At 67.1% G+C, this 12,918-nt stretch carries 14 protein-coding genes and 1 pseudogene; 8 read left to right on the forward strand and 7 right to left on the reverse strand.

The window, feature by feature from the left end; translation table 11 throughout:
• The 5 genes and pseudogenes from BN118_RS11270 to BN118_RS11290 all read right to left on the reverse strand — a co-directional run bounded on the left by BN118_RS11270 (window position 1) and on the right by BN118_RS11290 (window position 4,196).
• On the reverse strand, window positions 1–975 hold the full coding sequence (locus tag BN118_RS11270) for a Bug family tripartite tricarboxylate transporter substrate binding protein (RefSeq protein WP_014905842.1): 975 nt from the start codon (window positions 973–975) through the stop codon (window positions 1–3).
• 30 nt (window positions 976–1,005) lie between these two features.
• Window positions 1,006–1,818 (reverse strand): crotonase/enoyl-CoA hydratase family protein, encoded by an 813-nt coding sequence (locus BN118_RS11275; RefSeq protein ID WP_014905843.1) that lies wholly within the window; start codon window positions 1,816–1,818, stop codon window positions 1,006–1,008.
• A gap of 28 nt (window positions 1,819–1,846) precedes the next feature.
• Window positions 1,847–2,605, reverse strand: a pseudogene (locus BN118_RS11280) (enoyl-CoA hydratase/isomerase family protein).
• Entirely contained in the window at window positions 2,602–3,207 is a 606-nt protein-coding gene (locus tag BN118_RS11285; protein WP_227914982.1) for a CoA transferase, read from the reverse strand. The pseudogene BN118_RS11280 and the gene BN118_RS11285 overlap by 4 nt, the downstream one beginning before the upstream one ends.
• Window positions 3,208–3,224: 17 nt before the next feature.
• Window positions 3,225–4,196: a Bug family tripartite tricarboxylate transporter substrate binding protein gene (locus BN118_RS11290; RefSeq protein ID WP_014905844.1), complete on the reverse strand. Its 972-nt coding sequence runs from the start codon at window positions 4,194–4,196 to the stop codon at window positions 3,225–3,227.
• Between the two features lie 146 nt (window positions 4,197–4,342).
• On the opposite strand from BN118_RS11290, the gene BN118_RS11295 reads away from it, so the two are divergent.
• The 8 genes from BN118_RS11295 (at window position 4,343) to BN118_RS11330 (ending at window position 11,452) form a co-directional block, all read left to right on the forward strand.
• Complete coding sequence (locus BN118_RS11295) at window positions 4,343–5,158, forward strand: LysR family transcriptional regulator (RefSeq protein WP_227914980.1); 816 nt, start codon at window positions 4,343–4,345, stop codon at window positions 5,156–5,158.
• A 90-nt stretch (window positions 5,159–5,248) separates the two neighbouring features.
• Complete coding sequence (locus BN118_RS11300; RefSeq protein WP_014905845.1) at window positions 5,249–6,187, forward strand: SDR family NAD(P)-dependent oxidoreductase; 939 nt, start codon at window positions 5,249–5,251, stop codon at window positions 6,185–6,187.
• A gap of 144 nt (window positions 6,188–6,331) precedes the next feature.
• Window positions 6,332–7,348, forward strand: coding sequence for a Bug family tripartite tricarboxylate transporter substrate binding protein (locus BN118_RS11305; protein WP_014905846.1), 1,017 nt, complete (start codon window positions 6,332–6,334; stop codon window positions 7,346–7,348).
• A 79-nt stretch (window positions 7,349–7,427) separates the two neighbouring features.
• A complete protein-coding gene (locus BN118_RS11310; RefSeq protein ID WP_014905847.1) occupies window positions 7,428–7,847 on the forward strand; it encodes a Zn-ribbon domain-containing OB-fold protein in 420 nt (139 codons plus the stop codon).
• 19 nt (window positions 7,848–7,866) lie between these two features.
• On the forward strand, window positions 7,867–8,271 hold the full coding sequence (locus BN118_RS11315; RefSeq protein ID WP_227914978.1) for a thiolase family protein: 405 nt from the start codon (window positions 7,867–7,869) through the stop codon (window positions 8,269–8,271).
• 81 nt (window positions 8,272–8,352) lie between these two features.
• On the forward strand, window positions 8,353–9,303 hold the full coding sequence (locus BN118_RS11320; protein ID WP_005012067.1) for an IS481-like element IS481 family transposase: 951 nt from the start codon (window positions 8,353–8,355) through the stop codon (window positions 9,301–9,303).
• Window positions 9,304–9,306: 3 nt separating this feature from the next.
• Window positions 9,307–10,473: a CaiB/BaiF CoA transferase family protein gene (locus BN118_RS11325; protein ID WP_041166183.1), complete on the forward strand. Its 1,167-nt coding sequence runs from the start codon at window positions 9,307–9,309 to the stop codon at window positions 10,471–10,473.
• Between the two features lie 160 nt (window positions 10,474–10,633).
• Window positions 10,634–11,452 (forward strand): IclR family transcriptional regulator, encoded by an 819-nt coding sequence (locus BN118_RS11330; protein ID WP_225665637.1) that lies wholly within the window; start codon window positions 10,634–10,636, stop codon window positions 11,450–11,452.
• 13 nt (window positions 11,453–11,465) lie between these two features.
• Here the strand turns inward: BN118_RS11330 and BN118_RS11335 are convergent, their stop codons facing one another.
• Window positions 11,466–12,056 (reverse strand): TetR/AcrR family transcriptional regulator, encoded by a 591-nt coding sequence (locus BN118_RS11335; protein ID WP_003811511.1) that lies wholly within the window; start codon window positions 12,054–12,056, stop codon window positions 11,466–11,468.
• A gap of 156 nt (window positions 12,057–12,212) precedes the next feature.
• Window positions 12,213–12,917, reverse strand: a complete 705-nt coding sequence (locus BN118_RS11340) for an ABC transporter ATP-binding protein (RefSeq protein ID WP_014905848.1) — start codon at window positions 12,915–12,917, stop codon at window positions 12,213–12,215.
• Between the last annotated feature and the right edge of the window lies 1 nt (window position 12,918).

Below are 12,918 nucleotides of genomic sequence, written 5' to 3' on the forward strand. Positions count from 1 at the left end.
CTACTGTTTCTCGATGCCGGCGATCTCGGCCGCGCGGCTCCATTTGGCGATCTCGTCGACCTGGTAGCGCCGCAGCTCGGCGGGCCCTACCGGGAAACTCTCCCAGTTGGTGCCGGCCAGGAACGCCCGCGTCTGCTCGCGTTCGTAGATGGCGACGATGGCCTTGCTCAGCGTGTCGACGATAGGCGCGGGCGTGCCCGCCGACGCGAACGCGGAGGTCCAGTTCACCATGTCGAACCCCGGATAGCCGGCCTGCGCCACCGTCGGCGTCGCGGGCTCGCTTTCCAGCCGCTCGGCGCTGCTGACGGCCAGCAGGCGCAGCTTGCCCGAGCGCAGGAACGGCACCAGCGCCGCATAGTCGGCGAACGCGAAGTCGACCTGCCGGCCGGCCAGGTCGGTCAATGCCTGGGCCGCGCCGTTGTAGGGAATATGGCTGGCCTTGGCCTGGGCCATCGACAGGAACAGCTCGGTCGTGATCTGGTAGGCCGCGCTGCCCGAGCCATAGTTCAGCGTGCCCGGCTGTTGCCGCATGGCCTGGACCAGGTCGTCCACCGAACGATAGGGAGACTGCGCGTTCACGGCCAGGCCCATCGCGCCTTTCGCCAGGCGCGCCACCGGCGCGAAATCCTTCAGGGGGTCATACGGCAGCGCCTTGAAGATGGCCGCGTTGACCGTCATGGCCGACGATCCGGAGATCAGCAGCGTATAGCCGTCGGGCGCCGCGGCGGCCACCATCTTGGCGGCGATGAAACTGTTGGCGCCAGGGTGGTTCTCGACCACCACCGGCGAACCGAACTCGGCTTCCATCTCGCGCGCCAGATGGCGCGCCGTGTTGTCCGTGCCGCTGCCGGGCGCGAACGGCACGATGAGCCGGATCGGGTGCGTGGGAAACGCCTGTTGCGCCAGGGCCGCGCCGCTCGCGGCCAGCGACGCCGCGCCCAGCAGGAACGACAGAACAAAGTGTTTTTTTCTCATGGTCTCCTCTCGTGCAAGAACGGGACGGCTTCAGCGTCCGTGAAAGACAGGCGGGCGCTTTTCCAGCAAGGCCGCAATGCCCTCCTGGTGGTCCGCGGTGCGGTGCGACAGGGTTTGATACAGCCTGGAGAACTCCAGCATGGCCTCCAGCCGCTGGTGCAGGCCTTCGCGGATCAGCCGCTTGGCGAAGCGCACCTGCTGCGGCGGATTGACGGCGATCCGCTCGGCCAGCTGGCAGGTGGCGTCCATGAGCTGCGCCGCCGGCACGACGCTGGACACCAGGTTCCATTGCAACGCGGTGGCCGCGTCCAGCGTATCGCCGGTAAACGCCATCTCGTAGGTGCGCGCCAGCCCGATGATGCGCGGCAGGAACCACGACCCGCCATCGCCGGGGATGATGCCCAGCTTGACGAAACTCTCGGCGAATCGCGCATCGTCGGCGGCGATGCGGATATCGCACATGCAGGCCAGGTCGCAGCCCGCGCCGATGGCCGCGCCGATGGCCGCGCCGTTGACCGCCGCGATCAGCGGCACGTCAAGCTGCGCCAGGGCCATGGGAATGCGCTGGATGCCCGTGCTGTACTTCGTGGGAATGCGCGCCGCCGGTCCGCTGTCCGGGCCGTAGTCCGCCAGCATCTTCTTGACATTGCCGCCCGCGCAAAACGACGGGCCGTTGCCGGTCAGGATGGCCGCCCGCACATCCAGGTCCGCGTTGAGCTCGCGCACCAGGTCCTCGAACTCCTGGAACTGCTCGGCATCGGTCAGCGCATTGCGCGCCTCGGGCCGATTCATCCTGACGATACAAACGCGGCCACGCCGCTCCACTTCTAGAAACCGGGTCATTCCGTTCTTTCTCCTCGTTGAGCAATCTTCATCGTCCGCTCCAGCGCGGCGCGCGCTTCTCGCGAAACGCCAGCGCGCCTTCCCGCGCGTCTTCCGAGCGGTATAGCGGCTCCAGGATATGGAAAGCCGTCCGCAGGGCCGCGCCCCGCCCCATCTCGGCCGCGGCATAGACCATCTCCTTGCAGGCCGCCGCGCTCAGCGGCGCCGTGGCCACGATGGCGCGCGCCAGCTCCATGGCCTTGTCCATCAGCTGCGCGGCGGGCACCACATGATTGACGAAGCCGATCTCGGCGGCCCGCTGCGCGCCGATGGGATTGCCGGTCAGCAGCAGCTCCAGCACCAGCTTCTGCGGGATCACCCCCTGCAACTAGACCGCCCAGGCCGGCGCCCGGCCGACCTTGGATTCCGGCATGCCGAACACGGCATGGTCCGCGGCCACCACCAGGTCGCACATTTGCGTGAAGAACCAGCCGCCGCCCAGTGCGGCGCCATTGACCGCCGCGATGACAGGCTTGCTTGCCTGGACGTTGTCGCCGAGTATGGGCAGGAACGTCTTCTGGCTGAGGTCCGTGTTCTCGGACAGGTCGCGTCCGGCGCTGAAGCTGCGTTCGCCCGCGCCGGTGAGGATCGCGACCCGCAGCGCCGCATCGTTCTCGAACCGCTCCCAGGCGGCAATCAGCGCCTGCCGCATCTCCAGGTTGATGGCGTTGCGTTTGTCGGGCCGGTTCAGCGTGATGATCGCGATCTGTTCGCGCGTTTCGAATCTTACGGTCGGGGATGTGTTCATTTGGCTTGCGGGTTGGATTGAAGACGGGACGAGGCCAGCGACGACAGCACCGCTTCGGTGTGCTCGCCCAGCACGGTTGGCGCCCGCCCGTGGCGGGCCGGCGTGCGCGACATGCGCAACGCGCTGCCCATCGCGCGGATTTCGCCGAACACCGGGTCCGGCGCCGCGGCCACGAGCGCCCGGTGGCGCACGTGCGGATCGGCCAGCACCTCCGCCACGGTCTGGATCGGTCCGCACGGGATGCCTTCGGCCAGCAGGCGCTCCAGCCAGTACTGGCGTGTCTGGCCGCGGAAGGCCTCGCGCAATTGCGCCATCAATGCATTCTTGCCCTGGACGCGCAGCTCGTTGGTCGCATAGCGAGGGTCGCGCGCCAGCGACTCGCGGCCCAGATGGCGGCACAGGCGCTGGAACTGCCGATCGTTGCCCACCATCAGCATGAGCGGGCCGTCCAGGCACTGGACCGCGTCGCCCGGCACGACGGTCGGATGTTCGTTGCCGTTGCGTTGCGGCGCCTGACCGCACGCCAGGAAGTTGGCGGCCAGGGTGGACAGCGCCGATACCTGCACGTCCATCAGCGAAAGATCCAGGTGCTGGCCACTCATCTTCGCTCCTTCTTGCGTCACGCGGCCAAGCCGGCCTTGCGCACGACGTTGCCCCATTTCTCGTATTCGTCGCGCACGAACTGCGCGCATGCCGGCACGTCACTGGCCACGACGCTGTTGCCCTGCGCCTGCAGGGCCTGGCGCAAGCGCGCATCGCGCATGGCGCCGGCCAGTCCGGCCTGCACGGCGTCGATGGTCGGCCCCGGCGTGCCGCCCGGCGCGAACAGCGCCTGCCACGTCTCCGACGCAAAGCCGGGCAGCGCCGACTCCGCCAGCGTGGGCAGGTCGGGCATCTGGCTGGAGCGCACCTCGTCCGCGCTGGCCAGGGCAATGGCCTTGCCCGCCTGGATATGCGCCGCCGACGCGGAAATCGTCGTGAACATGACCTGCACATTGCCGGCCATCAGCTCCACCAGGGCGGGTCCGTCGCCCTTGTACGGCACGTGCGTCATTTCCACGCCGGCCATGCTCTTGAACAGCTCGCCGGACAGGTGGAACGGGCCGCCCGTGCCCGAGGACGCATAGTTGAACTTGCCCGGCTCGGCTTTCAGGAGCGCGATCAGTTCCTCCGGCTTGCGCGCCGGCACCGCCGGGTTGACCAGCAGCACGACGTCGTTCTTGACCAGCAGGCTGACCGGCGCGAAGTCCTTGAACGGATCGTAGGGAACCTTCTCGAGATGCGGCGCGATCGTGATCGGGCCTATGCCGCCCAGCAGCAGGACATAGCCGTCCGGGGCGGCGCGCGCCACCGCCAGCGTGCCGATCCGGCCGTTGGCGCCGGCGCGGTTGTCGATGATCACCGGCTGGCCCAGCCGGGCCTGCAGGTGTTCGGCGATGACCCGGGCAACGTTGTCGGTGGCCCCGCCCGGCGAATACGGCACGATCAGCGTCACGGGACGCTGCGGGTACGGCTTGGCGGCCGCGGCGCGGCCCAGCCAGGTTGTGCTTGCCAGCGCGGCGAGCGCGCCCAGCGCATCACGTCGGTTCATTTCCTGTCTCCCGTTGTCCCGCCGATTGCGGGTTCTTGTTGTGACGGGGAGAAGCGTAGTCAACGCAGTGCCATATCAACAAATATTGAATTTATATCCTTCCCATATGAAAATCGACTACCAACATCGAATCGAAGAACAGGACCATGGATCTGAAGCAGATGCGGTATTTCGTGGCGGTGGCCGAAGAACGCAGTTTCAGCCGCGCCGCCGAGCGCCTGCACATTTCGCAGCCGCCGCTGTCGCAACAGATCAAGGCGCTGGAAGAGGAACTCAACGCCCCGCTCTTTCACCGCCTGCCGCGCGGCGTCTCGCTCACGGCCGCCGGCATGCTGGGCACCGTGCGCATGGGCACGGTCAGCTCGGCGCTGGCGCATCTGGTTCCGTACATCCTGACCCAGGTGAAGCGATCCATGCCTGGCAGCAAGGTCGAACTGACGGAAATGAGTTCACGCGAACAGACCCTCGCCGTCCTGCGCGATGAACTGGACATCGGACTGGTCCAAACCCCCATCGATACGGCCGATCTGCGGACACGCCAGATCCTGCGCGAACCGTTCTACGCCGCCGTGCCCAGCCAGCACCCCTTGGCAAGCCGCGAGGCCGTGCCGGTGGCGGAGCTGGCCAGCGAGGAATTCGTGTTCTTTCCGCGCACGCTGGCCTCGGGGTTGTTCGACAAAATGGTGTCGCTGTGCATGAACGCCGGCTTCAGCCCCAAGATCCACCATACCGCCCGCCACCAGTCGACCATGCTGCAGATGGTGGCCATGGGGCTGGGCGTCACCATCGTGCCGCGCTCCCTGCAGCGCATCTACAAGGGCAGCGCGGTCTTCCTGCCGCTGACCGGCACGCCGCACTATCTGGAGCTCAGCCTGATCTGGCGCGAGAGCACCGCGAACGGGCTGGTCGAGCGATTGATCGGCGGCCTGGAGCCGCTACGCGATTTCGACAGCCTGCCTTAGGCCCAGGCGACGCGCGCGCCCGCGCGACCGGCGGCGCGCCGGACTCGCGCATGTCGACGGCCGCACGCCGCGCCGCGCTCGTGCGCGGCCGTGCTTCCTCGTCCGATCGAATACACTAATTTCCGCTGTAACGAATTCATTTTTGTTAAACGGAAATATAGGGCACCCCTGTATTTGCAGCGCGGGCCCGCGGGCTCCATCGGAAAAAGGAAAACCATGCCGTCCAATGTTCTTGAAAACAAGATCGCCATCGTCGTCGGAGCCGGGCAGACGCCCGGCAGCACCATGGGCAACGGCCGCGCCACCGCGATTGCATTCGCGCGCGCAGGCGCAAGCGTCGTGGCGGTCGACCGCGATATGGCCAGCGCCGGCGAGACGGCCGGACTGATCCTGGCCGAAGGCGGCCAGGCCATGGCAGTACAAGCCGACATCACCAGCGAAGCCGCCATCGTGGCCATGGTGCGGCAAGTCATGGAAACGCACGGCCGCATCGACATTCTTCACAACAATGTCGGCATCGCGGGCGCGGGCGGCGATGCGCCGGTCGAGGATATCTCCGTCGAAGCGTTCGACTTGCTCGCCAATCTCAACTTGAAAGGCATGATGCTGACATGCAAGCACGTGCTGCCAGCCATGCGCGCGCAGCGCAGCGGCTGCGTGCTCAACGTCGCATCGACGGCGGCCTACGCGCTGTATCCCAACGTTGCCTACAAGGCCACGAAGATGGGCGTGCTCGGCCTGACGCAGCACATCGCGATGACCTACGCCGAGCACGGGGTGCGCGCCAACGCCATCCTGCCAGGGTTGATCGATACGCCGATGGCTATCGAGGCTCGCGTCAGGTTGACCGGCAAGCCGCGCGAACAGATCGTCGCCGAACGCAATGCGATGGTGCCGTTGCGCGGGCGCATGGGCACGAGCTGGGACGTCGCCCACGCCGCGGTGTTCCTGGCGTCCGACCAGGCGGGTTTCATTACCGGCGTGCAATTGCCCGTGGACGGCGGAGCCCTGGCGCGCCTCGGGCCCTAGCCACGGGAAAACCCTAGCTATCCCTGTCTTTTGTCGCGTGCTTAGAATTTTGTTTAACGGAAGTAATTTCCGTTCAACGGAATTTACACCAACTATCGCGCGCCAGCGCCCGGCCCCGGGCCGAGAAAAGACAGGAGACTTTCCATGCCGGACCACCACCCCGAAGATGTTGCCGCCCCGCGCCGCCGCGCACTGAAAACCCTCGCGGCGGCGTGCTCGCTCACGTTGGCCCCGCTGGCCGCGCTATCGCCGGCGCACGCCGCGGACGCCTTTCCCGCCAAGCCCATCACCCTGGTCGCTCCCTTCGCCGCGGGCGGATCCACCGACATGCTGGCGCGCGTCGTCGCCAAGGCCCTGGCGGCCGAACTGGGGCAATCGGTCATCGTCGAGAACAAAGGCGGGGCCGGCGGCACGATAGGCGCGGCCTATGTCGCGCGCGCGGCCGCCGACGGCTACACCCTGCTGCTCTCGAACGTCACCCTGACCTCGGCCCCGGCCCTGTACAAGAACATGTCCTACGACTTCAGCAAGGACATGTCGGCGATCTCCCTGCTCGGCCAGGTGCCCTGCGTCCTGGAGATCAACAAGGACCTGCCCGTCAAGGACGGCAAGGCGTTCCTGGACTATCTGCGCGCCAACGACGGCAAGCTGTACTACGGCTCTTCCGGGGTGGGCGCGGCGCTGTACATGGCGACGGCCTCGTTCCTGAGCGCGGCGGGACTCAGCGCGATCCATGTGCCCTACAAGGGGACCGGGCCCATGATGGTGGACCTGATCGCCGGAAACGTGCAGTTCGCCATCGATACGTCGGGCTCGGCATCGGCCCAGGTCCGCGGCGGCAACGTGCGCGGCGTGGCGGTGACGTCCCGCGAGCGCGACCCGGCGTGGCCCGGCGTGCCGACGCTGCGCGAACTTGGCGTGCCGTTCGAGATGACCATCTGGTACGGCATCTCCGCGCCAGCCGGCGTACCCGAGCCCGTCCGCCGGAAACTGCACGCCGCCATCGAGAAGGCCACGCGCACGGACGAAGTGCGCACCGCCTACCAGTCCATGGGCATGCAGGTCGACACCCGCGGCGGCAAGGAATTCGAGCAGGTCATCGCGGAAGATACCGCGCGCTGGATCACGCTGGTCAAGGATGCCGGCATCAATCCGAGCTGAGCGCCATCGGCCCGCACGGCGACACCATCCGGACGGCGAGCGCCCCGCCGCCCCAGACACAGCGACAGGAGCAAGGAAAATGCAGGAAACATCACCGGCAACCGGCGGCCAGCAGTATGCCGACGACGCCCTCCCCATCGAGGACTTGAAAGAAGCCCCGCTACCGCCGTTCGAGGTCAAGGACGCCGTGGTGTACCTGCGCGGCAGCCGTAGCCAGTCCTCGGGCAGCATGGCGTTTCCCGAACGGGATGTATGCCTGCAGACCGGCGCGCGCGACATGGAGCCGTTCCTGTTCGGCCCCGACGCAACACTGTATTCGTACACCACCGTCCACGTTTCGTCCGCGCGGCCCGTGCCCTACACGCTCGGCTATGTGGATTTTCCGAACGGGGTGCGCGTGCTCGCGCACGTACTGGCCGACCCCGCCCAGCCCCTGCATTGCGGCCAATCCGTCCGGCTGCGCGCCGATGGCGAGCGCTGGTTCGTCACGCCCGCCTGACCCGGACCAGGAGATATCAATGAGCAAAGTCTACATCGCCGGCGCGGCCATGATCCCCATGGGCAGGCACCGCCAGTCCAGCTACTCGGGCCTCGCCGTCCCCGCCGTGCTCAACGCGCTGCGCTCGGCCGGCATCGCGCCGCGAGATGTCGAAGCCGTGGTCTGCGGCCATGCCTTCGGCGGCATGCTGACCGGCCAGCGCATCGTCAAGGAAATGGGAATAGGCGCGGTCCCCGTCTTCAATGTCGATAACGCGTGTTCCGGCGGCGCCTCGGCGCTGCACCTCGCCTACAAGGATATCCAGGCCGGCATACGCGACATCGTGCTGGTCATCGGCGTGGACAAACTGACCCAGTTCGGCTGCGGGACGCTGCCGCTGGTCGCCGAAGATCCCGAGGTCCGGCTAGGTGTGAAGATTCAATAGGTTGTATGCATGGTTCATCCGAACCGGATTTGAGAAACTGGAAATCGCCGATCCCCCAGTTCACTCAAGGAGCCCGGCCGGATGAACACCCATAAGCATGCCCGATTGACCTTCCTACGTCGACTCGAAATGGTCCAGCAATTGATCGCCCATCAAGTTTGTGTGCCTGAAGCGGCCCGCGCCTATGGGGTCACCGCGCCGACTGTGCGCAAATGGCTGGGCCGCTTCCTGGCTCAGGGCCAGGCGGGCTTGGCCGATGCGTCCTCGCGCCCGACGGTCTCGCCCCGAGCGATTGCGCCGGCCAAGGCGCTGGCTATCGTGGAGCTGCGCCGCAAGCGGCTGACCCAAGCGCGCATCGCCCAGGCGCTGGGCGTGTCAGCCAGCACCGTCAGCCGCGTCCTGGCCCGCGCCGGTCTGTCGCACCTGGCCGACCTGGAGCCGGCCGAGCCGGTGGTGCGCTACGAGCATCAGGCCCCCGGCGATCTGCTGCACATCGACATCAAGAAGCTGGGACGTATCCAGCGCCCTGGCCACCGGGTCACGGGCAACCGACGCGATACCGTTGAGGGGGCCGGCTGGGACTTCGTCTTCGTGGCTATCGATGACCACGCCCGCGTGGCCTTCACCGACATCCACCCCGACGAGCGCTTCCCCAGCGCCGTCCAGTTCCTCAAGGACGCAGTGGCCTACTACCAGCGCCTGGGCGTGACCATCCAGCGCTTGCTCACCGACAATGGCTCGGCCTTTCGCAGCCGCGCCTTCGCCGCGCTGTGCCATGAGCTGGGCATCAAGCACCGCTTTACCCGACCTTACCGCCCACAGACCAATGGCAAGGCCGAACGCTTCATCCAGTCGGCCTTGCGTGAGTGGGCTTACGCTCACACCTACCAGAACTCCCAACACCGAGCCGATGCCATGAAATCCTGGCTACACCACTACAACTGGCATCGACCCCACCAAGGCATCGGGCGCGCTGTACCCATCTCCAGACTCAACCTGGACGAATACAACCTATTGACAGTTCACAGCTAGCGCGTGCTGGACCTGACGACCTTTCTGTCAGGCCCCTTCTGCACGCAGATCCTCGCCGACCTCGGCGCCGAGGTCATCAAGGTGGAGGCGCCGGACGGCGACTCCAGCCGGCACATTCCGCCGCACTTCGTGGACGGCGACAGCGCCTACTACCTCGGGATCAACCGGGACAAGAAGAGCCTGGCCGTCGACATGAAGCAGCCCGAGGGGCTGGCCCTGGTCAAGTCGCTGATCGCCCGCAGCCACGTGGTGGTCGAGAACTACCGGCCAGGGGTGGCGGCGCGGATCGGCCTGGATATTGCCGCCCTGATGGCGCAGCACCCGAGCCTGGTCTGGGCGTCGATCAGCGGTTTCGGCCAGGTCGGCCCGCTGCGCGACCGTCCCGCCTACGACATGATCGTGCAGGCCATGTCGGGCGTCATGAGCCTGACGGGCGAGGCCGGCCGTCCCGCCGTCCGCCTGGGCATTCCCGCCGGCGACCTGGCGGCCGGCATGTACGCCGCCATCGCCGTCAATGCCGCGCTGGCCGACGCCGCGCGCGGCGGACGGGGACGCCACATCGACATTTCCATGCTCGATTGCCAACTGGCCATGCTCTCGTACCAAAGCACCTACGCGCTGGTGGCCGGCGTGACGCCGCAACGCCAGGCGGCCCGGCACGACTCCATCCCCACCTATCGATCGTTCCTCGCCGGCGACGGCCGCGAACTGGTGGTCACCGCCAACACCGAGCGCATGTGGAAGGGCCTGTGCGAGGCATTGGGGTTGCGCGAGCTGGCCCAGGATGCCCGGTTCTGCGACGCGGAGATGCGCCTGCAGAACCGCGAGCCATTGTGGGATTTGCTCGAGGCGGCCTTCCTCGCCCGTCCCGCCGCCGAATGGATCGAACCGCTGGCGGCCAACGGCGTGCCGGTGGCCTTGATCAAGACCGTACCCGAGGCGCTGAGCGAAGCGCGCGCCAGCGGACGCGGCATGGTCATGCCCCTGCGGCGGCCAGGCGGACCGGAGATCGAAGTGGTCGGCAACCCGATCAAGTTCCTGGGCGAAGCCGAGCCGCCGGCCCGCTACCCGCCGCGCCTGGGCGAGGACGCGCCGGCGATCCTGGCGCAATGGCTCGGCTGGAGCGAACAGGAGATCCAGGCCATGCAGGCCAGGAAAATCGTCATGTAGTTCCCGGCCGACGCCATCCCGTGGCTGTCCGCGCCATGGCGCCCCGCTACAATGTCGGCCATCAGGGCCGGCGCAGGCCTTTCCTGCGCGGCCAGGACGGCGGCGCGCCGGCCGGCCTGGCAGGCCGGCGGCCGCGCTCGTCGTTACCGACATGGGAACTATGGCAAAGACAGACAATACGTTGGGCACCGTCGCGCGCGTGGTCGCATTGCTGCGCATCCTGGCCGAACGCAGCAACCGGGTCACCCTGAGCGACCTGGCGGCGGAACTGGCGCTGGCGCCTTCCACCATCCATCGCCTGCTGGCGCTGCTCAAGGACGAAGGATTGGTGGCCAGGGATCCCGTCACGAAGATGTATTACTGCGATGTCGAATTCGTGCGCATCGCCTCGCTGGTGGTGGATTCGTCGCAGATCAAGGACCTCGCCGCGCCCCTGCTGCAATCCTTGGTGGAACGGTTCAACGAAACCACCCTGCTGTGCCTGTACCTGGCCCAGCAGCGCCGCTACACCATCGTCAGCGTCCACCACGGAACGGAACTCCTGCGCTACGACGTCAAGGAGAACACGCCGCTGCAGATGGCATGGGGCGCCACGGCGCGCAGCATTCTTGCCTTTCTGCCCCAGGACGATATCGACCGCATCCTCGCCGAGGCCGGCCCGTCGGTCACCGGAGCCGGCGTGGCCGATAAAACGGTGCACAAGGACCTGGCCCAGATCCGCAAGCGCGGCTATGCCGTGACCAAGGGGCAACGCATCGCCGGCTCCATCGGCCTGGGCGCGCCGTTTTTCGGCGTCGACGGCAACGTGCTCGGATCTTTGTGCCTGACCATTCCCCAGGGACGCTTCAACGCCAGGCGGGAAGCCGAATACACCCAGGCGCTGATCGAGCATGCGGCGCGGCTGAGCCACAGCCTGGGCTACGTGGCGCCGTCGGAGGCAAAACCCCGGAAACCGGCCGCCGCTGCGCGCCGGGCCTGAGCAGGCAGCGGGCTCAGGCCGGCCGCCCGGCCCGCAGGGCGCGCATGGCCGGCGGCGCGCCGTGCAGGAACATGTCGACCTTCTGCCGCACGACCCGGTCCAGGTCGGTCGGCACCTTCAGGCCGTAGATCCATTTGCGCACGCCCAGGTAGAAAATGGCCGCGTGCAGGCTCCAGATCATCTCGATCTCGGCTTCGACCTCGGCGCGGTCGCGCGGCTCGTCCAGGCCGAACTCCGCGCGCAGCTCGGCCAGCACCGGCAGGAAGACGTGGGTGCGCAGGCGCGTGAGGTAGCGGTTGTTGATGCCGTCGCGCGTCAGGCCGGCGAAGATGAAGATGCGTATCCATTCCTCGCGCAGGATGACCGACGAATAGTCCATGTAGAACGCGTGCAGCCTGTCGCGCAGCGGCACCTTGCGGTCCTTGATCTGCGCCTCCCAGTCGCGCCGCCACTGGAACACCTCGGCGTACACCCGCTCGATCAGGGCTTCCTTGCTGGAAAAATACCGGTACAGCAAGGGCTGGGTCACGCCGATCTGCTTGGCCAGCTCACGGGTGCTGCCCTCGAAGCCGTTCTTCGTGAAGTGCTCGATGGCCTTCTCCACGATCTGTTGCTCCCGTTCCTGCGGCTGCAGCCGTCGCACTTGCTTGCTTGCGGTGTTCAGATCCGCCTCCTAGTCTGGGCTTGCATCGCCCTCGGTCCGGCAATACCGGAAGATTCTACCAACCCGCCCTGCCCTCCGGGCGGCGGGCCGGTCCTGTCACACGGAGCAGTAGCGCCCCTGCATGACTTCGTCGGCCAGCATGGCCTGCGCGCCGCCGCTGTAGACGACCTCGCCCTGGTCCAGGATGTAGGCCCGGTCGGCGATCGCCAGCGCGAGCTCCACGTTCTGTTCGATCAGCAGCATCGTCACGCCCGCGGCCTTCAGGGTTTCGAAGTAGCGGAACATTTCGTCGACCAGCACCGGCATGATGCCTTCCGAGGGTTCGTCCAGCATGATGAACTTGGGCTTCGAGGCTGCGGCGCGGGCGATGGCCAGAATCTGCTGCTCGCCGCCGGACATGGTCACGGCCTGCTGGTCCAGGCGTTCCTTCAGGCGCGGGAAGGTCTCGGCGATTTCGTCGATGACCTCCTTTTCGCGGCGGTGCAAGGGCGAGCGCAGCAAGCCCAGCTGGATGTTCTCGCGCACCGTCAGGCCGGGCACGATGCGCCGCTCTTCCGGCACGTAGGCCAGGCCCATGGCGTAGCGGGCGTGCGCCGGCAGGCCGAGAATGTCCCGGCCATCGAACCGTATCGTTCCGCGCGCCTTGGGGATGAGCCCGGCCACGCTCTTGACCGTGGTGGTCTTGCCCGCGCCATTGCGGCCGACCAGGCAGACCAGCTCTCCGCGCTCCACGTCGAGGCTGACGCCCTGCAGGATGTGGCTGCTGCCGTACCAGGCGTGCAGGTCTTGGATTTTCAGCATG

Origin of the sequence: Bordetella pertussis 18323, assembly GCF_000306945.1 — a bacterium.
Classification (GTDB): domain Bacteria; phylum Pseudomonadota; class Gammaproteobacteria; order Burkholderiales; family Burkholderiaceae_B; genus Bordetella; species Bordetella pertussis.